This is a genomic window from Micromonospora luteifusca (assembly GCF_016907275.1).
GTDB lineage: Bacteria > Actinomycetota > Actinomycetes > Mycobacteriales > Micromonosporaceae > Micromonospora > Micromonospora luteifusca.
Genome location: NZ_JAFBBP010000001.1, coordinates 5,983,920 through 6,004,456, shown reverse-complemented (window position 1 = coordinate 6,004,456; position 20,537 = coordinate 5,983,920). Strand labels below are relative to the sequence as shown.

Below are 20,537 nucleotides of genomic sequence, written 5' to 3'. Positions count from 1 at the left end.
TTCTCCTTAGGTCAGGGGCCCGGACGGGCCCGCACTGCTACCAGGCCACACGGTGGGCCCGGCATACTCCGTGTCCAGACGGGTCGACGTGCTGATCCCGTCCGGCCAGTCGACCGCCAGGTGAAGGCCGTCGGCGTCCTCGTCGGCCACGACCTGGCATGCCTGCCCCGCCGCGGCTGCCGGCACTGTGGACAACTCGATGAGGGCGGCCGCCCATGCGCCCGGCCGGACGGGGTGGTCCAGCCAGGGCACGACCAGCCCGCCAGCCAGCGGCCCGCCGTGTGGCACGGCGGTGGCACCGGCCGTTCCGCCGCCGTGCACGCTTTCGAGCCTGCTGGTCAGGCCGGCCCCGGTCACGGCCGCCACCCGGTCGCCGACGGTCGCCATCGCGTCCCCGGCAACGGCCCAGCCGCCGATCCGTAGCCGCAGCGCAGCCGCCTCGACACCGTCGGCGAGGTCGTCGACGCGGGTCAGGCGGAGCTCCCAGGGGCCGCGGACCAGCGAGTACACCGTGAGGTGCCCGGCCGGTCGGGACTGGCCCAGGCGGCCGCCGCCGTGATCGCGCTGACCGGGATCCGGGTCGACCCAGTGGGCGAGGGCACGTGATCCGGCCACACCCACGCCGTCGGTGTTGACATGCACGGTCAGCAGGCGCATGCCGGCGCGGTGAGTGACCCGACCCACGTCGTCGACGAGAGTGACGGACTGGTCGAGCGGACTGACCCAGCCGCTGTCGTCGAGGACCGGGGTGGTGGCGGTGGAGTAGCCCAGCCGGGCGTAGAGCGGGGAATCTGCGACGGTGGCACCCTCGACGGCGTGGTCGGTGCCGTGGTTGACGACGCGGACGATCCCGTCGGCACGGGTGCCGGAGACCAACCAGCCTGGCGCGTGTATCGCCCGCAGCGTGTCCCGCTCCTGCACCGGCAGCGGCTCCTCGGGGGTCGTCCAGACCGGATGGTCGGCGGGTAGCGCGATGCCGAGCAGACCCTTGCTGGCCCAGTACGGCGAGCCCGGCCCGGAGTACGACTGCGCCAGTCGCGGCCACGGCCCGTGCCAGCCGAGGGTGAGCAGGCCGCGTTCGTCCAGGGCGCCATTGGCGACGAAGTGGCGCACGATGCGGGTGGCCGCGCCGCGCAACCGACCGAGGCTGACCGAGGACACGCCGGCGATCGCGCCGACCCAGAACGGCGCCGCCGCGGCGAAGCGGTAGATCAGGCTTCGTCCCTGGATCATCGGTGATCCGTCGGCGCCCACGAGCGCGACCGCGTCGCTCAGGAAGCGGTCGAGGCCGGCCAGGTCCCGTTCGCGGCGCGGCTCGGCCAGGTCCGCGGCGCCGGCCATTCGCGCCCACAGCGTCGGGTAGAGGTGTAGGGCCCAACCCACATAGTGGTCGTAGGCGCGGTGTGGCCCGTCGGACATCCAGCCGTCCGCGCGGGCGAAGCCGTCGTGCGTGCGCAGGTCCTCGGCCATCTCGTCGAGCGAGTGCGGCCCCCCAACCGACCGCAGGAACGTCTGGACGACCAGCCGGAACCAGACCCAGTTGATCTGTGGGTACGTGTCGTCGCCGACCGCCGGGCGCAGATAGTCCACCACCCGCTCCCGCACCGCCGACGGCAGCCGGTCCCAGATCCACGGGCGGGTCAGGTCCAGGACCAGCGCGATGGAGGCGGCCTCCACCTTCGCCTGGGGGTGCTCGTCCAAGCGCACCCAGCGGTCCGGAGAGTTCGGGTCGGTGCCGGCGGCGATGCCGGCCGCATACCGGTCCACGAGCTCATCCACGCCCACTCCCTGGGCACCCGCGATGCGGAAGCCGGCCAGCAGGAAGGTGCGAGCGAACCCCTCCAGCCCGTCGATGGCCCGTCCGTAACCGCCCTCCGGCCCGGGAAAGGTGATGAGTGCGTAGCTGGGCGACGCGAACGGGCGGGTGGCGGCGAGCATCCGGTCGGCGAGGGCCAACCAGTCATCCCGGTGCCAGGTCGCGGCGGCGGGGGCATCCGGGTTCGTCCCCGGTCCCAGCCGGCCGGCCGGCCCGAACGTCATCCGAGGTCCTGTCGCATCGAGCCGTCTCCGTGGAATGTGGCGAGCGGGGCGTTGCCCATGAATGTGACGTACAGACATCCGCCGGGTTTCCGAAGTAAAACGCTCACAACGGAGCAAGTCAATGCCGTTCTCAAACCGATGTGGACACAACCGATCAGGAGAGCGCACAACGCTGCCCTGACGCGCCAAGTGCTCTGATACGATCACAATCGTTCATAGCCGCTCTACCGTCCGAGGAGTCATGACCGTCGCAGACCGCCTCGCAGACCCGCTGGCTGCGGCGTGGCGCGGTCACCGGACGGACTTGCCGGCACGGGTGCTCGCGTCGTCGGACGACGCCTGGGACCTCGACCCGGACCAGGCGACCTCGCCACCCCACATCCACCTGCTCGTCGCCGGCCAGGCACGGCTCGGCGATGGCTTCGACCCGGCCGGCGAACTCGTCCGTACCCTGCAAGAGCTCTCGCCGAACGATGCGTTCCCCGGAGGTCCCCCATGACCAAGGACAGTCCTGTCGTCGCCACGGCGGACGGCTCCCGAGGGCCGCTTCAGGTCGCCCGCCGCCAGCAACTGTTGGCCGCCCTGCAACAGGACGGCTCGATGCGCATCTCTGACCTGTCCCACGTGCTGGGCGCCGCGCCGGTCACCATCCGGCGCGACATCGCGGAGCTGGCCGCCGAGGGGTTGGTCCGCCGCGTCCACGGTGGGGTCGCCCTGATCCTGCCGGACGACGCCCCGGCAGCAGACGAGGCACCTGTCGCCGGCCTGGACCCGCTGGTCGGGCGCGCCCTCGGCATGCTCGTTCCCTCGTTGGACTACTACTGGCCGGACGTGGCTCGCGGCGTCGAGGGAGCAGCCCGCGAGCTCGACATGCGCGTGGTTCTGCGCGGCTCCTCCTACGACACCGAGGACGACCAGCCGCAACTGGCCCGCCTCGTGGAGCGGATGGGCGTCAACGCGCTCATCATCGCGCCGAGCATGGACGCACCGAGCGCCGAGCGCACCATCGAGTGGCTCGACCAGGTCGGCGTCCCGGTCGTCCTGCTGGAACGCACCGCCACGGTAGGCAGCCACCACGCGGTCATGGAGTCGGTGGTCACCGACCACGCACTCGGTGCGGCCATGGCGGTACGCCACCTCACCTCGCTCGGACACCGCAAGGTCGGCCTGGTGCTCGACGCCAACAGCCCCACCAGCCAACACGTACGGCGCGGTTGGCTCGACGCCACGACCGAGTGCGGCCTCGACTCGGACGCGACGGTGGTGGCCGTGGTGCCCGACGCACGGTCACCGGAGCGGGACACCGTACTCAACGACGTCCTCGACCAATGCCAGGCGACCGGGACGACGGCGCTGCTGGTGCACGCCGACGCCGAGGCCATCGCGCTGGTGCAGCACTGCGAGGAGCGGCACCTCTCCGTTCCCGGCGACCTCTCCATCGTGGCGTACGACGACGAGGTCGCCGGGCTCTTCAGCCCGCCGCTGACCGCGGTCCGACCGCCGCGACGCTCGATCGGACGGGCCGCCGTGCGTCTCGTCGCCGACCGGCTCGTCGACCCCGATCGCCCCACCCACCGGATCGTCATCAGCCCGTCACTGCGGATCCGGGAATCGACCGCACCGCCACCCGCGTAGGTGCTATTCCCCTCGGCCACCGGCGGCGGACAGGGCACGATGGCCGTGTCCTGCGCTGGCGGTGGCCGGGCGGGGCACTGTGGATTCGGAATGTCAGAGCTGGCCAGCGCACCGGTACCAGGGTCTCCGAAACTGTAGACGCGCGCCCCTGTCCGGCGTCGGTGAGCACATCGGGCGGGCTGACCACTTCGCCAACCTGCACCCAATCTGCTCACAGTTGCTCTGAACGCCGACAGGCCGACCGGTGGGGCAAATCAACCACGGGGCTCCGTGGCCTCGGGCCGCAACGCACTGCGTTGACCTGGCAGCACGCCGTAGTTAGCGTTAACAAGCCCGTCCACTTTAGAGAAAACCCCACCACCCAAGGAGGACCAATTGAGACTGCGACAGCGAAGGCCACGTCTCGGGCTGAGTCGGAAGGGTAGAGGTGTCGCGGTCCTGGCAGTGGGAGCGCTTCTTTCGGTCTCGTTCGCGGCGACGCCCTCGCACGCTGCCGAGGAGCAGCTCAACCAGGGTCTGGTCCACCACTTCGCCCTCGACGAGACCAGTGGCACGACGTTGGTCAACTCGGGTAGCGCGGGCGCGGCGGCGAACGCCACGCTCGTGCATCCCGAGAAGGCGGCCTTGACCGGCGAAGGAGTCAGGCTCAACCCCGACTCCTACGAGAGCGCCCTCGACGGCGCATACGTGGCGCTGCCGAACGACATTACCGCCGGCATGTCCAACCTCACCGTCGACTATGAGGTGCGGGTCGACCCGGCGAACGTCGGCGAGCACCAGATGTGGGGTTTCGGTCGCAAGTCCGGCTCGTGCGACGTCGACACCGGCGCCGAGGGCTCCATCTTCGCGTCGAACACCCAGCGGTTCCGCGTCGCAGTGGGTCCGGCGAACCTCCAACAGAACCGGGTCCGCATGCTGGAGGGAGCGTGGACTCATGTCACCTACACCCAGTCACTGAACTCGAACGGAACGAGCTGGACCGGCAGGGTCTACCTCGACGGCGTGCTGCACGCGACGTCGACGAACCTGACCACGGCGCCGTCGGTGAACGCTGCGGGGACCAACTGCAACTTCCTTGGTCGCTCGCAGACGTCGGGCCACTACTCGTTCCGCGGAACGATCCGGGACTTCCGCGTGTACGACCGGGCGGTGAGTCTCGACGAGACACTTGTCCTAGCGGAGAAGACTGTCTCCGATGGCGTTCGCGCCGACGCCGCGGCCATCGACCTCGGCCTGACCAGTGCGGTCGTACACGATATCGTTCTGCCCAAGGTGGGCTCCGTGGCGGGCTCGGCCATCACCTGGGCGAGCTCGGACCCGTCGGTCGTCGAGGTCAACACCCCGCCAGCCCTCGCCAGCGCACGCAAGGTTGCGGTGACCGGCAGGATCACCCGGCCCGCGCAGGGACAACCCGACGCGACAGCCACGCTCACGGCGACTGTCCGCAAGGGCGCCCAGGAGGTCACCACACGTGAAATCCCCGTCGTGGTGAAGGCCGAGTTCGACGATGCGCAGGCGGTCGACCGTGACGCCTTCGACCTGACCATGGACGCTACCGATGACGTACGCGGAAACCTCGACCTCGCCGCCAAGGGCGAGTTCGGATCCACGATCACCTGGAAATCGACCACCGGCCTCGTCACCCCGACGGGTGAGGTCAGCCGCCCGGCCTTCGGCCATGAGGATGTTGCCGCCACCCTGACGGCGACCATCACCAAGGGTAGGGACTCGAAGACGAAGTCGTTCCCGGTGACCATTACCGCCATGCCGCGCTCCGAGGAGTACGAGCGGTACTTCATGGGGTACTTCAAGGGCGAGGGAATTGCCGACGGCGAGCAGATCATGTTCGCCACATCCAACGGAAACACCGCTCTGGACTGGACCGGTCTGACCGGCGGTCGGCCGTCACTCATCTCCCAGCTGGGCGACCAGGGGCTCCGCGACCCGCACATCGTCCGCTCCCCCGACGGCGACACGTTCTATATGATCGCCACCGACCTGAACTGGTACGACCAGGGCGGATACGCCATCAACGACACCCAGTACATCGAGGTGTTCGAGTCGCATGATCTGGTGAACTGGACCCCTCAGCGGCACGTGAAGGTCGCGCCCGACAACGCGGGCAACGCCTTCGCACCAGAGTCGCTGTGGGTCGAGGAGATCGGCGCCTACGTCGTGTTCTGGGCCCAGTCGTTGTGGAGCGACCCCGTGAACCGCACCGGTCAGGGCAACGCGCAGATGTGGTATGCCACGACGCGAGACTTCCAGACGTTCTCCGCCCCCCGGGTGTGGCAGAACCCGGCCCCGCTGTCGCGGATCGACACGACCGCGATCCGGGTCGGTGACTACTACTACCGGGTGACCAAGAACGAGGCCGGCAACCAGGGCTCGGACATCTTCTCGGAGAAGCACACCGACTTCCTGGACAGCAACATCGACAACTGGACGTTGGTCGCGCCGGCTCTGGGGCGCACGACGTGGGTCGCCAACCAGGGCTACGAGGGACCGGTCATCTTCAAGGCCAACCCCGGTGACACCTCCTGCCCCGGCCAGTTCTACCTCTGGGGCGACCGGTACACGAACGGTGGCGGATACCAGGCCGCGTGCCACGAGAACATCGAGGCTCCGACCTGGAACGCCAAGGCGATCACGATGACCAACGCGGGTGTCGTCCGTCCGCGTCACGGCACCGTGATCCCGCTGACCGTTCGCGAGTGGAACGACATCCGCGGAATCCCGAACAGCGACGTCACGACCACCACCGAGGTGGCTGTCGAGCCGTACGCGAGCGGCGCCCAGACGACCACGGCCACCGTGACAGTCAGGGCAGCTGACGGATTCGAGACCGGCGGTCAAGTGCGGTTCAGCATCGGCTCGTGGTCGAAGCTCGCCGACCTGAACGACGGCGCAGCGACGGTCACGCTGCCGGCGGGTCTGCCCGCGGGTGCCCGGACCATCAAGGCCGAGTACCTCGGCTTCGACTACCTGAAGGCGTCGGTGGGCACGGCATCGTTCGGGGTGCCCTCCGGCCCGGCCGCCGTCAAGGTCCAGGCGAAAGCCGCACCGGCATCGGTTGTCCGCGGGGGCACGTTCAGGTTGAACGTGACTGTTGGGCCGGCGGGCGGGCCGAAGCACCACGCGCCGACCCCGACCGGCGAGGTCACCGTCACCTTCGGCGGCACCGTGCAAGTCGTGCCACTGGCGGCCGGTAAGGCCGTCGTCGAACTGCACACCGAAAGTCTGCGGCCCGGGGCCTACCAGGTCCACGTTGCCTACTCCGGCAACCCGACCTACCAGCCCTACGCCGCCAACTACCAGGAGTTGACGGTGCGGTAACCAGCACAGGCACCCCGAGGCGTGCTGAATTGCGCCACAAGAAGGAGCGGGCGAGAACAATGGTTCTCGTCCGCTCCTTACTGCACAGCCCAGCAAACGGACTACGGAGTGATCATGCCCTTCTCGACGGCCAGGTTGTAGTTCTCCCCGAACACGTTGAGTTCGTGGACTCCGACCTTGACGGTCTCGGTCGTGCCCAGGACCTTCAGCCTGACTGCGTTTGTCAGCACCCGGTCGAAGGTGACGTAGTCAGCCGTGTACGCGGTGGTGTTCGTACTCCTGTCGACCAGGGGCCGCCACGTGTTGGTGGGGATATCCTTGTACTCCAGCGTGTACTTCACCGCGTTGTCCTTGGTGAACGTGCGCCCGAGCTCCTTCCACTGGATCTGCGCAGCGGAGATGTGGAAAACGGTCCCGAAGCCCCTGATGTACGTGGGCGCGGCATCGCTGTCAGCCGGCTCCCACCATGTGGATAGGGAGCGGTCCCCTCCGTAGTACGGGTTGCGCCCGGGCGCATAGCTGCTTGCCCAGTACGCCTGGCTGTTCGTGGCCACATTGTAGAGTCCGACGTCGTCCCTGCCCGAGATCTTCTTCCCCGGGGCCAGTTGCGGCGTGTTGGACAACTCGCAATCGATTGCTCCCTGCTTCGGACCGGCGGGAATCACATTGCAGATGTCCATTCCCAGTCGCCGCTCGAAGAACTCCTCGTACGCGATGACATAGGTGTAGAAGAACACCAGGTTGCCGGTATTGTCGCGTACGAAACTGCCGTGCCCGGCGTTCGGATATACCGCGCTCGGGTGGTTGTTTCCGTAGCCGATCGGGTTCTGCTGAGTGACCTTGAACCCGGACAGCGGTTTGTCCGACGTCATCACGCCGGTCGCGTACGTGGTGAACTCCGTGCCACCGGAGGCGACCGAGAGGTAATACGTGTCCCCCACCTTGAACAGCTGCGAACCCTCCACGTACCCATGCGTGTAGGTCGCCTTGTTGTCACCGATGTGCTGCCACTCCTGGCGCGGGTCGAAGGTCCAGAGCACGACCGGGTCGCTGATGATCTGCCGAGGATTGTTCGGGTCGAGTTCGACGCCCATGATCGGCGAGCCGATGTTGTACGTCAGATACAGCCGACCGTCCGTGTCCAGGAAGAACTGCACGTCGCCAACGCTCAGGGTCTGGCCGGTCCGGCGCAGGAAATTTCCCATGCTGGTCCACGGCCCGGTAGGCGAGTCCGCTTGGTAGACCGGCGTGTTGTTGCCGGCCATGTAGAACTTGTCGCCGAGCTGCACGACGGTTGGTGCGACCAGGCCCAGGTTCATCTGGTGCGGCGTCCACGTAAGGTAGTCGGTAGTGGACCAGACAGTGCGATTGTTGTTCGGTGCATTCTGCATGGCACCTGACGCATAGAGATAGATGGTCCCGTCGACGTTCAGCGCGGACCAGTCCGCCCCGGTCCGTGCAGAGTTCTCCGAAATCCTGGAGAACCCGACGGTGGATCGGCTCGCGAGAGTCCGCCCGGACGCCGCCGTCCACGTCTCCAGGTCCAAGCTGGACGGGATCTGCGAAGTGTTTGCGACATTCTCGTCCGTAGGCGGCATCGTCCCTACGATGTTGCGCACGGCCATCCCAGGCAAATTGATCGGATTCACATATGTCTGGGCCATGTCGACGCCGGCCAGTGGCACCTTGGCGGACGGGGTTTGAGGTCCGACGCCCGGCGGCGCCGGCGGCACGGGCTTCTCCGCCGAGGCCGGCACGATCGGTGTCAGCTGACCTATCCCCATTCCCACCGCGAGAGCAAGGCCAATAGCCGCCAAACCTCGGCGTCGCTTGCCGGGAGCCCACTCGATCACCATCAGGTCCTACCTTCCGTCTAGGCGTATTAGCGCTAACAACGGGCAGAGGTGTCCGACTTTCCGGATAACCGGCCTAGCGTGGCCAATTGCTGGGTGTGAGGCATCCTTCGAAGGTGCACGAAGGGTGGAGAAAGCTTGTCCGCTCGACCGGTTGAGCTTCCAGCGCACACGTCTGTCGGCTCGCTCGCGTCCAACGTGGATCAGCGACCGCGCGACTGTTAGCGCTAACAATGTTGCGGTTATGTTAACGCTGCCGTCTGAAGCGTGTCAAGAGCATCAATGTCAAGTGGCCTGGCCGGACACCTCAATGTCCGTCAGGGACTCTCGGTGGACCGGCGGCACATGTGGATCTCCGTCGCCGGTGGTGCCAGCGGCACCACCGGAGCCAGTTCACTCTCCGTTCAAGCGATCATGGAACGACCGGCGTGCCGGGTGGGCGGATTCGCCAAGAGTCGCGCGTAACGGGGACGTCAGCCTTCACCGATGCGAAGCAGCATGGTGTCGGAGCCTCCGTTGCGCCCGACCACCTTGAAGCCTGCCTTCTCATACAAGCGGCGAGCGGTGTTGCCGTCCTCGACGCTGAGGCTCAGTCCCGGGATGCGGCGGTGCTCAGCGATGCCGATTACGGCAGCCAGCAAACGCGATCCAACGCCATGCCGGCGCGCTTGTGGAAGGACGCCAAGCGTCAGCTCGAGTATGTCCGACGCCACGAATCCGTAACCGGGCCGCTCGGTGGGCAGCATCCGGCCCCACACAGCTCCCACCGGAGTGCCCTCGACCATGGCCACCATGCCTGGGTCGTCGTCGGGGGTGAAACCCTCGAGATAACGGCGTGCCATCTCGTTGGTGCGTATCCAGTCGAGGGTGAAGCGTTGTTCCGACCAGTTGTAGGCCCCAGGAGGATCTGCTCCAGGAAAGGCATGTCATCGGCGTCCGCTTCGCGTATTCGCACCAGTCCAACCTATCCAGCGTGGCCTCTGCCTGACTTACGCCTCTGCCGCGATGAAGGATCGCTCACGCGCTCGAGGGCGGGCAGTGGGGTTGTGCCGTCGCTGCCTACGGCGCAGGTTCCAGTACGACGACTGGGATCTGGCGGGTGGTCTTCCGCTCGTAGTCAGCGAAGCCTGGATACGCGGCCTTCTGCGCGCTCCAGATCCGTTCCCGCTCGTCCCCGGTGGCAACTCTGGCAACCAACTCGACCTCGTCCGTACCGATCTCCGCTTGGGCCCGTGGGTGAGCGAGCAGGTTGTGGTACCAGTCGGGATTGGTGGGCGCACCGCCCTTGGACGCGAACACGGCGTAGCCGCCGTCCACCTTCTGGTACATCATCGGGTTCACGCGGGGCTGACCGCTCTTGGCGCCGATCGTGTGCAACAGCAGCAGCGGCGCACCAGCGAACTGACCGCCGACCTGCCCACCGTTGGCGCGAAACTCACCGATGATCTTGTCGTTCCAGTCGCTCATGCCTTCTCCTCGCCTCCGCGAACCGGCTCCTTATAGACGATTCTGACAGTCTCAGCCGGGGCGCGACACCGCAACCACACGCCAACGAGCCCGGCAGCGACAACGCGTAGCGATCGGTTCGGCAGGTGCGGACGTCGAAGGCTGCGGTGCTCGACTTCCGTGCGGCCGAAGGAGCCGGCTGGGCTCAGCGCGTGCAGGTCCTCGGCCGTGCCGAAAGTAGTGCATTGGTTGGAGGCCGAGGCTCGCGGTGGTTCATCGCACCGGGCTCGAATCTCAGGGACGCAGGGTTACCTTGCCGGTGGTTCTGCGGGCGACGAGGTCCTCGAAAGCGCGGCGGGCGTCCTCTAGGGGATATGCCGCATGGACCATCGGCTTCAGTACTCCGGCAGCGGTAAGCGCGAACATCTCGGCTAACGGCTCGGCATAGGCGCCGGGAACGGTGAGGGCGGGGCGTAGCCAGAAGCCCATCACAGCGGTGTTACGTTCCGCGAGAGCGCTCGGATCGACAGGTGGACGGCCTTCGCGGGAGGCATTTCCGAAGGTAACCAGACGTCCGAAGTTCCCTAGGATCTCGAGGCCGGCGCTGAACACGCGACCGCCGATCGACTCGAGAACAATGTCAACCGGCATGCCATCGTTGGCCTCCAGGACCCGCTCGGCGTAACCGTCCGGGTCGCTGGACACGGCAACGTCCGCACCCAAGGAGAGGGCCAGATCACGTCGAGCGTCCGTAGCGGCTGTCGCGATGACGCGCCCGGCACCGAAGTGCTTGGCCAGCTGCACAGCAAGCGAGCCGACACCACCGGCCCCGGCGTTAACGACAACAGTCTCACCAAGACTCATCCGCGCACAGCTTCTCAATACATGCCAGGCGGTCAGGCCCTGGACGAGTAGCGCTAGCGCCTCGGCGTCGCCGACCCCTTCGGGCACTGCAACGACGTCCGCATCTTCTACGACCGCCCGCTCAGCGAAGCCACCACCGCCGAAAATCGGTGCGAGCACCCGGCGACCGTCGGCCGCCCGCCCGACCACCTCAGTACCCGGGGTGAACGGCAGCTCCGGCACCGGACGATACGACCCGGCAATGCGGCTGGTATCGGCGAAGTTGACCCCTGCCGCGCTCACGTCGACGAGCAGTTGACCATCGGCCGCCACCGGCTCCGGTACATCGACAAGTTCCAGAACCTCGGGGCCGCCGAACCGGACGCACCGCATTGCTCGCATGATCAACAACGTACACCGCGCCCGCAGTAATGGGGCATGATCGATCATCCGGATCCGGAGCCGCTGACAACGCGCGTTCATCCCCGAGCCGAGGCCCCGCTCCTGGGGCAAGTACTCCCATGGTCGCGGTGCAGAGCACGAACAGGTTCCCGCACAACGTTTTGCGGTCATCCAGGGGCTTGCGGCCTGGGTTGCATTGCCGACGTCGTGGTCGGGGTGGCAGCAGCGATGCGATCTCGGCTCACAGTTCGTCCGAGACGATTCGCGGCGGCTGCTCACCCGTGCGCACGTTCAGACGGCACGAGCCTCGGCGAATCCCCCGCACTACCAGCCTGACTCGCCCCCGCTGCCCGGGGGCCCGCCGTCGCGAGGTGGCGAGCATCGCTCACGCTACAAGGGTGATTCGATTCGTCTTGAACGTGCTGTGGCTGATCTTCGGCGGCGGGATCGTCCTCGCGTTTGGTTACGGCATCGCCGCGCTGATCTGCTTTCTCCTGGTGGTGACCATCCCCTTCGGAGTGGCGTCGCTGCGTCTCGCCGTCTACTCCCTGTGGCCCTTCGGCCGCACGGTGGTGCCGAAGCCCGGCGCGGGGATCGCCTCTGGGCTGGCGAACATCCTCTGGGTGGTACTGGCCGGCTGGTGGCTCGCCCTGTCGCACATCATCGCCGGCATCGCACTGTGCGTCACCATCATCGGAATCCCCTTCGGCATCGCGAACTTCAAGCTCGTCCCGGCCGCGTTCTGGCCCCTGGGCCGCGAGGTCGTCGACACACCTTGATCGGCATGCTGTCACGGCGGGTACCTCGTGGTAGGGGCAATCCCGCGTACTGCGGGGACGCCGGAGAACTCAAGGCGAACGGCGCTCTGTGCGCGGTCGGCGTCAGCGTGATCAGTCGGCGGAGGTCGGGACGCGGAAGGAAGCGGGATCGACGGGACGGCTCTGCTTCGGCAGGCCGGCGACGACGAGAAGGTACGACTCGGTCACGAGATTGTCGACAAGCGCGGGCTCGACGTCCGCACCCGCCCGCACCGTGATCCAGTGCTTCTTGTTCATGTGGTAGCCGGGCGAGATGCTCGCGTGAGCTGCGCGGAGCGCCTCCGCGTCGGATGGATCCGCTTTCAGGATCACGACGGGCTCGCCGGGCATGGACGTCTGCAGCATGAACACCTTGCCGCCGACTTTCCATACCTCCCAGTCGCCGGTGATCTGGCGTGTGTGCTCGGAGCCGGGAAGCTCGGCGGCGCGGGCCGCGGCCCGATCCTGCACTGCCTTATCAATCTGCATCTTGACCTCCTCGAATTCCTTAAGGGATCGGTTGCCGGGCGTCCGTCGAGGAGGTCCGGAAGCCGGGCAACCGACTTGAAGTGAACGGGGCCGGCACCGCGCTCCGATGTCCGCCCCGTCCGTCACATGTGCGTGAAGATCTTTTCCGCGTCGAACCGCGAGACCGGCTGGCGGGAGACCCGAGCCTCGTCGGGGTAGCCGAGCACCATAAGCAGCGTGGTCGTGTAGTCGGTGTCGGTCAGGTCGAAGGCTGCGTCCACGGTCGTGCGGTCGAAGCCCTCGAGCGGCGTCGCGTCCACCCCGAGGGATGCGGCGGCCATCATCGTGGCGCCGACGATGAGGTAGGTGTTCTTTTCAAGCCAGTGGAGCACGTCCCCGCCATAGTTCTCCGTCTGGATTTCCACGAAGTTGGAGGCGCCCGCCTCCCATCCCTTCTGGATCTCCGGGTCGGCGAAGCGCCCGTCGGCGCGCTCCTTCTCGAAGATCTCCTGCAGGTGCGTGTCGGGGATGTCCTTGCGCGTCGTGAAAACGATGGCGTGCGACGCGTTGCGCACCTTTTCGGCGTTGTCCGCGAAACGGCCAACCAGTGCGTCCGCGAGCTTGTTCTTGCCATCCTGCGTCTCCAGCACGTGGAAATGGTTCGGCTGGATATTGATCGTCGTGGGCGAGCTGCGTAGGTAACGCAGCAGCTGCTGGAACGTCTCCTCCGGGATCCTCTTGCTCGGGTCGAAGTAGCGGGTGAGGTGCTTCGTGATCAGCTTGTCGAGATTCAATTTCGTGCTTTCTTTAGTTTGAGCGGCGGGTGGAGAGGAAAGTCAGGCCGACTGGTGGTCGGCGCCGGGGACGTCGACGACGGTGTCGTTGACGTTGTTGAGGTAGTTCGTGAGCAGGGTGACGACCACGATCGTGACGATCGCCTGGATCTCCGGGTCGATATATCCGACCTCGCGGATCGCTGCGAGGTCCTCGTCGCTGACCTGGCCACGCGTCTCGATCACGTGCTGCGCGAACTTCGCGACGGCGGCGCGCTTCGGGTCGCTGGACGTGCCCGTGCGGGCGAGTTCAATCTCCTCCGCCGACATACCGCCGAGGTTCGACGAGATGAAACCGTGGAGTGCCTGGCAGTAGTGGCAGCCGTTCGACTGGGAGACGGCGAGGGCGATCGTGTGGCGCGTCTTTGCGTCCAGGAGCTTCGCGATGCTGCCCTGCAGGCCCATCACGATCTCGAGCACGGTCGGGTTCGCGGCGAGCGTGGTGAACATGCTGGGCGCGAAGCCGAACTGCTTCGCGATGGCGTCGAGGGCGCCGTGCGTCTTCGCGTCGATGTCGGCGGGCGCGGGAGCGGTCAGGCGAGCCATCGTGATGAACCTCCGTGTGGCTTGACTGGACGATTTCGTCCACTCGCTTGAGTGAACACCATCGAAAATGGGTTGGCAAGCCCAGTGGTGTTACCTTGATGACATGCAGGTGGACAACGGGGCGGATGCAGCCCAGAAGCTCACTCCCAAGGGCCAGGCCACGCGCGAGCGAATACTGGAGCACGCGGCCGGGCTGATCTACCGCAAAGGGGTCCACGCAACCAACAATGAACTCGTCCGTCGCTCTGCAGGCGTGAGTGGATCGCAGCTGAGTCACTACTTCCCCACCAAGGAGAGCCTCGTCCTGGCGGTCATCGACTGGCAGGCCGACAGCGTCCTCGGCTTCCATCGCAGCGAACGGTTTGCCAGCTTCGACACCGTCGAGGCGTTCCAGGACTGGGCGGACTTTTTCGTCCTCTCGGGGCGTCCGTTCGAGGACGGCTGCAGCCTCGGCTCGCTCGCGAGCGAGATCGTCAAGACCGATCTCGACGTGCACGACCGGCTCGCGGAGGTGTTCGCGCAGTGGCGGGAGATCTTCCGCGCCGGGCTCGATCGCATGCGGCAACTCGGCCGCATCGGCGCGTCCGCCGACCCCGCGCGGCTCGCCGACATGTTCCTCGCGGCGTATCAAGGCGGCACGCTTCTCGCTCAGGTCGCCCGGGACATCGGCCCCCTGCAGGACGCGCTCTCTGCGGCGGTTGACCATCTGCGGACGTTCGTGACGTCTGACGAGCAGCACATGGGCTGACGCGGCGCATCCGAGCCTCGGGTGTCGGGACCAGCCGATGCTCCCACCACGTCAGGCGGGTCCGGAACTCGCGGAATCGAAACCCCCGATCGGGACGAACCGGAAGGGAGACCCGAACCGGCGAGCACAACGCAGGTAAGGGCGTGGCATCGGACCTGTGTCGTCACCCGGGCGGAGGCAGTTGACGGTTGGACGGCCGCCAGCGGATGATCCATCGATGTGTGGCTCGGGTTAGCGAGCCGGGACGCTGGTTCCAATTAGCAACATGATCGCCGTCAGGCGGTGGCTTCAGGAGAGCGGATTTGATGAAGTTTCTTCTCACGTCGTCGGGCATCTGTAACCCGAGCATCTCCGACGCGCTCGTCGACCTGCTGGGCAAGCCGGTCGCCGAGTCCACGGCCCTGTTCATCCCCACCGGTGTCTACCCCTTCCCCGGCGGAGGCGAGAGGGCGTGGAAGGCGATCCATGGCCAGGCTCCGATCCCGCTGTCCCAGCTCGGTTGGAAATCCCTGGGGATGTTGGAGCTCACCGCGCTGCCGACCATTCGAGAAGAGAACTGGGTCCCGGCGGTCCGGGAGGCCGATGCCCTCCTGGTCTGGGGCGGCGACGTGCTGTACCTGACCTACTGGCTGCGCCAGTCGGGCCTGGCCGACATCCTGCCGTCGCTGAGTGACACGGTTTATGTGGGGGTCAGCGCCGGGAGCATCGCGGTCACCCCGTACAACTGCGACGCCGAATTCGACCTCGAATTCGTCCCTGACGGCAGCGACATGGCGCAGGGCGCCGACCGGGCGCTGGGGCTGGTGGATTTCACGCTGTACCCCCACCTCAATCACCCGGACATGGAGGACACCGAGCTGTCCAACATCCAGAAGTGGGCGTCCGGAATCCCGGTCCCGACTTACGCCATCGACGACAACACCGCCATCAAGGTGGTCGATGGCACCGTTGAGGTCATCTCCGAAGGAGACTGGAGACTGATCAACCCCTGACCGAGACGTCCCTTCAGCCGAGCCAGCCCTACACAGGGCGCGTCCACAACTCACGAACACAGCGGGCCAGCACGCGGTAGCGGGCAAGATACAGGTAGCCGATGAGCGGATGCCTGGGTGTCGGCAGAGCACCGCCCCGAGTGTTGGCTGGTCTGCTCGTTGTAGCGAGATCGGGGGTGACGGGGGTGTGCAGGTCGGTCATGCGGAGGGGTCAGTTCTGGTTCACCGGCCACACCGCCGCCGGATCGCAGTGGGCCGGGCAGGCCAGCAGGTAGACCTCGTTGCCAAGAAACAGCCAGTAGCTGTCAGCGCGGATGCTGTAGGCCTGCTCTGGCTGGCCGGGGTGAACGGCGAACTCCATGCCCTCCGGCACCTGGCAGACGTACACCAGATCGGCGCCGCACGCGCACCTGTAGTACTCGGGATCCTGCGCCCAGGACGGAGTACCACCGACTTTGAAATGCTGAGCTCCGAGCCCTCGCGAGTTGAGGGTGTCCATCGAAGGTCGCAGCGTCAGGGGCAGGGCGCGCACGGACGGTTCGGCCTCTGCCGCTGGCAGCACCGCGTGGCGTTGCAGCAGCACCCGCCAGAACGGGCGCGGGTAGGGCGGGTGCGGAGCGTCCCAGTACCGGGGTACAAGCCGACCATTGGCCGACTCGGGTTCGGATGCGTCGTTGTGCGCACGGCAGTGGAAGACCAGCAGGTGGTCTCCGCCGAAAATCTCGACGTCCGGGGGTATGTCGAGTTGGAAGAACAGAGCCATTCGCTCGCCGCAGAAACACTCAGGCCATTCCTGGCCGTCGTCGAGGAAGGGCCAGCCGCCCACCGAGTTCCGCATCGGCCGGTCCAGCAGCTCGGTCCCGACCTCGATCACGTGCACAGGCGACGTCGCCCCCACTTTCCCCAGCTCACGTTCGACCACCCGGTCACCCTAAGGGCTGTCGTATGGCTGCTGTTCGCGACGTACGGGCGTACCAAATCTGGCACTTCTGCCGCCTTTCGCGCGCTTCCGACGTGCGGCCGCTACGAGACCAAGTCGCCGACCGGGTTCTTGACCTGGCGCCCGGGGCAGCGCGGTACGCGCGGGCGTCGGAAGACCCTGGACCGGGCGCCGCTATGCCCTTGCTGGGCGAACGGTGACCCGGCATCCGGATCTAGCGCGATCCGGGTGGTCTGGCCGACCGGCCGGATACGGTGAGCGACCAGCGTGCTGCCGAGGCGGTCCAGTTGTGCGCCTGAGGTCACGCCGCACCGATCGGATATCCAATTGCGGCGATGTCCTCGTGCAGCCCGGCAACGGTTACTTCCGGGTTCAAAGTCTGCACAACGACGTCAGTAAGCGGACGGTGCGCGACGACGTGCGCGACCACCGTCGGGTCCACCTCGATCCCGTAGTAGTCCTCGGCGAACGTGACGTACCGGTCGACGATGTCGTCGAGCAGGATCTCGAGCAGGCCAGAGCCGTCCGGGGCATTGTCGTCGTGCGGTCCGCGGAGCGGGGGGAACGTGATGGCTTCGCCGGCGTGCCAGCGGTCGTCACCGAAGAGCCGCCACAACACAACGGTGGCGACGAACTGGCCCTCCTCGTCGCCGAACGCTGGTTCCTCGATCTGCGGACGGAACACCACTGGCATGCCGTCGAGCAGTCCGGGCCACAGGTCGTGGTCCGGATTGCGATAGGGCGACATCGCCGACTCGTGGTCGAATGCGCGAATGAACGCGCCGTCTGCGGTGAACACAACCGCCCACTCGTCGCCGCTGCCGTTGTTCATCAGTGCCGCGTCGTCGTCGCCCCAAGAGCGGGTGTAGGCGTAGTAGGGCTCGCCACCGTTGACGATGCACTCCAGCACGGCGAGTGCCTTGCAACGGTCCCGCAGCATGTCGATGGAGGGCAGTTTGGCGGCGATGTCGTACACGGTCATCGGGCGAACCTACGCCGCCCGGACAGCACCAGCGCCGTCACGTACCTTCGGTCGTCCACGAGACTTCGGTGACAATGCACGCTCATGCCGCCGACCGGGTGTCACGGCCCGAGACGAGATGCGTGCGCTGCGCCTTTGCAGCGGACTCGGTGCTGTCGAAGTGATGGAACGGGTGGCCTGGTGGCCGTCGGTGCTTTGGCGTCCTGCCAGGTTGTGCCTCACAGCGTCCCGAGGATGCCGAGACCTAAACCGAATGCAGTCGCGAAAGCGGCTCCGGCGGCCATGGTGGCCTCGGCCGCTGAGGAGCCGGTGCTTGTCTTGAGCATCGCGGTGATGAGCGCTACGACGAGTGAGGAAAGGCCTACCACGAGGATCCACAGGTGGGTGCTGCTGGAGCTGCTCAAGAGGGTTCCTCTCCGTTCAGAATGACGGTGCCGTCGGCGAGGTGCCGGGTGAAGGCTGTCCGGGTGGCACGGGCAGCGGCGAGACTTCGGTCGATCATGGAGATCTCGTCGTCGACCAGTTGAAGTGCGTTGAGGATCCGCCGCTGATCGGCGACCGGAGGTAGCGGAATCGCCAGGTCGCCGAGTGTCGTGGTGCTCAGTGAGGTGGTGAGCGACCGGACTGATCGGTCGCGGATGCGGGCCTGTACGGCCTTTTGCGACAGGTACGCCAGCAGGTAGGCGGGATCCAGCTCGGCTGGTTTGGTAACGCGGAGCCGGAGCACGTTGCTGTGTGGCAGCCAGCCGGATTCACTGGGGCCCACGATTGCGGTCTGTCCCATAGCTCCGGTCCGGACGTAGAGCACGTCGCCGGTCTGCAGCCGGTGCTGCTGCTCAACGGTGCCGAGGTCTGCGTCCGGCGCGTCGCCGGCATCGATGAGGCCGTCCCGCAGGTGCCGCGGGTGGACGACGGGCACTGCCTCCCGCGCGGTATGCGCCTGGGACATCGCCCGCTTGAGCGGACGTGGCGGCACACCGCTACGGATCTCGCAGAGGTCGCGCAGACGGTGCTCAGGCCAACCTTCATCGGTGCCCGTCGTGTAGGAGGGCAGGTCGAGAGCGACGGTCAGCATGTTCAGTTCCGCGCACGCGGCATCCGCGGAGGCTCGCGCGAACGCGCGGTCCTGATATTCCGGCGGGTTCAGCGAGTACCCGTGGGCCTGGACCTCGTGAGGCGCGACCACGACGCTGAAGCCGGCTCGGGGCTCGGCAGCCGTGAGCGTCGCCGCTATCGTCGCGATGTCCGCCGGGTCAAGGACGTACACGCCCTTCGCCTGAGTGCCGGACGGCCGGCCGAGATGGCGCGCGTCCACCATGTGTACCGGCGTGGTCCGGACTCCGCGTCCCCTGACCCGGTGCCGGCGCCGGCGCCGGCGCCGGTGACACGATTGCCTGGCGGCTGGCGCACATCATCGTCTCCTGCCTGGGCTATCGGGCCGGATGGCACTTCGGCGGCCAGGACGTCGACTCCCAAACATTCGCCTACGCGGGGACCGCCGACGAGGCGCTGAAACAACTCGATGAGATGTACGGGAGATGGGACGCCGGGGTCCGCGAGCTCTCGAACGCCGACCTGGAGAATCCACCCACGGTGGGTCCCGAGCGGTTCCCCATGGAGGGCATCGTCCTGCACGTCAACAGGGAACTGATCCATCACGGCGCCGAGATCTCCCTGCTGCGCGACCTCTACCGCTGGCAGGACCAAGCCGTACCGCGCCGAATATGACTTTGCGGTAAACGGCGATCGGCTGTGGAGCTGGCTCCTGGACGACCGGCACGCCTCGCGCGGACACCGCCCCCATGCTTGGGGCTTGCCGCGTGGACCCCGGCGCCCCCCTCCCCTGCGCCGCGCTGCTCAGGCGCGACGCGGCCGGTTGCCGGCGACGAACATCCACCACTCTCCCCACTATTCCGTATGCGGGGCCCCGGGCTCCCCGCTCTCCGCGCCAGCAGTCGGGCATCCGGCGTGAAGCCGCTCCCCCACTGGTCGGCGCGGACGGCGTAGCCCGTAGCTATGACGCCCCCCACAGTTGTTGACTGATCAGTCTCCTACTCTTAAGGTTGTCGCATGGGCAGGCCAAGGACGTTCGACATCGACACGGCGGTGGACCGTGCGATGGAGTTGTTCTGGCGTCAGGGATTCGAGGCGACCTCGACCGAGGATCTCGTGGAGAGCCTCGGAATTGCCCGGGGCAGTCTGTACAAGGCGTTCGGGTCCAAGGAGCAGCTCTATGCGCTGGCACTCCGCCGTTACTGCCAACGCCACGCGGTAGGGCTGACCGACGTGTTGGACCGGGCGGAGCAGGTGCGCCCGGCGATCCGGGCGGTGCTCCTGGAGTTGATGGAGGCCGACCTGGCCGACCCGGAGCTGGGCTGCCTGCTGGTCAACGCGGCCACGGAACGCTCGGCGCATCCGGACACGGTGCTGCAGGTCTCGCGCACGATGGGTCAGGTCGAGTCGGCCCTGGCCGGGGCGTTGGAGCGGGCGCGGGTCCGCGGGGAGATCGCGGCGGACAAGAACCCGCAGGAGCTGGCCCAGTTCCTGACCACGTTCCTGCAGGGCCTGCGGGTGATGGGCAAGGCCCGCGCGGATCGCGCGTTCCTCAGCAATGCCGTGGAGGTCGCCCTGGGCGCCCTCGACTGACTTTTTGCTGCCCGAATTAGGAACTGATCA

At 66.9% G+C, this 20,537-nt stretch carries 18 protein-coding genes and 3 pseudogenes; 8 read left to right on the top strand and 13 right to left on the bottom strand.

The window, feature by feature from the left end; genetic code table 11:
- Positions 1-6: 6 nt before the first annotated feature.
- Positions 7-2,040, bottom strand: coding sequence for a DUF2264 domain-containing protein (locus JOD64_RS27240; protein ID WP_204944856.1), 2,034 nt, complete (start codon positions 2,038-2,040; stop codon positions 7-9).
- A gap of 241 nt (positions 2,041-2,281) precedes the next feature.
- Here JOD64_RS27240 and JOD64_RS27235 point away from each other — a divergent pair, with 241 nt between their 5' ends.
- The 3 genes from JOD64_RS27235 to JOD64_RS27225 all read left to right on the top strand — a co-directional run bounded on the left by JOD64_RS27235 (position 2,282) and on the right by JOD64_RS27225 (position 7,011).
- The gene (locus JOD64_RS27235; protein ID WP_204944855.1) at positions 2,282-2,539 is read left to right on the top strand and encodes a hypothetical protein; all 258 of its coding nucleotides are present in this window, start codon (positions 2,282-2,284) and stop codon (positions 2,537-2,539) included.
- A complete protein-coding gene (locus tag JOD64_RS27230; protein WP_204944854.1) occupies positions 2,536-3,675 on the top strand; it encodes a substrate-binding domain-containing protein in 1,140 nt (379 codons plus the stop codon). Before JOD64_RS27235 ends, JOD64_RS27230 begins: the two co-directional genes overlap by 4 nt.
- Positions 3,676-4,119: 444 nt before the next feature.
- On the top strand, positions 4,120-7,011 hold the full coding sequence (locus tag JOD64_RS27225) for an immunoglobulin-like domain-containing protein (protein ID WP_204944853.1): 2,892 nt from the start codon (positions 4,120-4,122) through the stop codon (positions 7,009-7,011).
- 101 nt (positions 7,012-7,112) lie between these two features.
- Here the strand turns inward: JOD64_RS27225 and JOD64_RS27220 are convergent, their stop codons facing one another.
- From JOD64_RS27220 to JOD64_RS34075, 5 genes and pseudogenes are all read right to left on the bottom strand, one after another.
- Positions 7,113-8,867 carry a family 43 glycosylhydrolase gene (locus JOD64_RS27220; protein ID WP_204944852.1) on the bottom strand — a complete coding sequence of 585 codons (1,755 nt, stop codon included), beginning with the start codon at positions 8,865-8,867 and terminating at the stop codon, positions 7,113-7,115.
- 470 nt (positions 8,868-9,337) lie between these two features.
- Positions 9,338-9,742, bottom strand: a pseudogene (locus JOD64_RS27215) (GNAT family N-acetyltransferase); the annotation flags it as partial.
- 181 nt (positions 9,743-9,923) lie between these two features.
- Positions 9,924-10,331, bottom strand: a complete 408-nt coding sequence (locus JOD64_RS27210) for a nitroreductase family deazaflavin-dependent oxidoreductase (RefSeq protein ID WP_204944850.1) — start codon at positions 10,329-10,331, stop codon at positions 9,924-9,926.
- 273 nt (positions 10,332-10,604) lie between these two features.
- Entirely contained in the window at positions 10,605-11,555 is a 951-nt protein-coding gene (locus JOD64_RS27205; RefSeq protein ID WP_204944849.1) for a quinone oxidoreductase family protein, read from the bottom strand.
- A gap of 127 nt (positions 11,556-11,682) precedes the next feature.
- A pseudogene (locus JOD64_RS34075) lies at positions 11,683-11,790 on the bottom strand (IS5/IS1182 family transposase); the annotation flags it as partial.
- A 163-nt stretch (positions 11,791-11,953) separates the two neighbouring features.
- On the opposite strand from JOD64_RS34075, the gene JOD64_RS27200 reads away from it, so the two are divergent.
- Positions 11,954-12,334 (top strand): YccF domain-containing protein, encoded by a 381-nt coding sequence (locus JOD64_RS27200; protein WP_204944848.1) that lies wholly within the window; start codon positions 11,954-11,956, stop codon positions 12,332-12,334.
- A gap of 111 nt (positions 12,335-12,445) precedes the next feature.
- Here the strand turns inward: JOD64_RS27200 and JOD64_RS27195 are convergent, their stop codons facing one another.
- The 3 genes from JOD64_RS27195 to JOD64_RS27185 all read right to left on the bottom strand — a co-directional run bounded on the left by JOD64_RS27195 (position 12,446) and on the right by JOD64_RS27185 (position 14,199).
- Entirely contained in the window at positions 12,446-12,841 is a 396-nt protein-coding gene (locus JOD64_RS27195; RefSeq protein WP_204944847.1) for an MmcQ/YjbR family DNA-binding protein, read from the bottom strand.
- Positions 12,842-12,963: 122 nt separating this feature from the next.
- Complete coding sequence (locus JOD64_RS27190) at positions 12,964-13,614, bottom strand: nitroreductase family protein (protein WP_204944846.1); 651 nt, start codon at positions 13,612-13,614, stop codon at positions 12,964-12,966.
- A gap of 42 nt (positions 13,615-13,656) precedes the next feature.
- Positions 13,657-14,199: a carboxymuconolactone decarboxylase family protein gene (locus tag JOD64_RS27185; RefSeq protein WP_204944845.1), complete on the bottom strand. Its 543-nt coding sequence runs from the start codon at positions 14,197-14,199 to the stop codon at positions 13,657-13,659.
- Between the two features lie 103 nt (positions 14,200-14,302).
- On the opposite strand from JOD64_RS27185, the gene JOD64_RS27180 reads away from it, so the two are divergent.
- Positions 14,303-14,947, top strand: a complete 645-nt coding sequence (locus JOD64_RS27180) for a TetR/AcrR family transcriptional regulator (RefSeq protein ID WP_204944844.1) — start codon at positions 14,303-14,305, stop codon at positions 14,945-14,947.
- A gap of 305 nt (positions 14,948-15,252) precedes the next feature.
- Complete coding sequence (locus JOD64_RS27175; protein WP_204944843.1) at positions 15,253-15,939, top strand: Type 1 glutamine amidotransferase-like domain-containing protein; 687 nt, start codon at positions 15,253-15,255, stop codon at positions 15,937-15,939.
- Positions 15,940-16,150: 211 nt separating this feature from the next.
- Here JOD64_RS27175 and JOD64_RS27170 read toward each other — a convergent pair whose 3' ends face one another.
- The 4 genes from JOD64_RS27170 to JOD64_RS27155 form a co-directional block, all read right to left on the bottom strand.
- On the bottom strand, positions 16,151-16,861 hold the full coding sequence (locus JOD64_RS27170) for a hypothetical protein (RefSeq protein WP_204944842.1): 711 nt from the start codon (positions 16,859-16,861) through the stop codon (positions 16,151-16,153).
- A gap of 319 nt (positions 16,862-17,180) precedes the next feature.
- Positions 17,181-17,861, bottom strand: a complete 681-nt coding sequence (locus JOD64_RS27165) for a hypothetical protein (RefSeq protein ID WP_204944841.1) — start codon at positions 17,859-17,861, stop codon at positions 17,181-17,183.
- 218 nt (positions 17,862-18,079) lie between these two features.
- Positions 18,080-18,265 carry a hypothetical protein gene (locus JOD64_RS27160; protein ID WP_204944840.1) on the bottom strand — a complete coding sequence of 62 codons (186 nt, stop codon included), beginning with the start codon at positions 18,263-18,265 and terminating at the stop codon, positions 18,080-18,082.
- Positions 18,262-19,179, bottom strand: a complete 918-nt coding sequence (locus tag JOD64_RS27155) for a restriction endonuclease subunit S (RefSeq protein ID WP_239559683.1) — start codon at positions 19,177-19,179, stop codon at positions 18,262-18,264. The genes JOD64_RS27160 and JOD64_RS27155 overlap by 4 nt, the downstream gene beginning before the upstream one ends.
- A 42-nt stretch (positions 19,180-19,221) precedes the next feature.
- Between JOD64_RS27155 and JOD64_RS27150 the strand changes: the two are divergent.
- Together JOD64_RS27150 and JOD64_RS33610 are read left to right on the top strand one after the other, a co-directional pair.
- A pseudogene (locus JOD64_RS27150) lies at positions 19,222-19,589 on the top strand (DinB family protein); the annotation flags it as partial.
- 342 nt (positions 19,590-19,931) lie between these two features.
- Positions 19,932-20,507, top strand: coding sequence for a TetR/AcrR family transcriptional regulator (locus JOD64_RS33610; protein ID WP_204944838.1), 576 nt, complete (start codon positions 19,932-19,934; stop codon positions 20,505-20,507).
- The last annotated feature ends 30 nt before the right edge of the window (positions 20,508-20,537 follow it).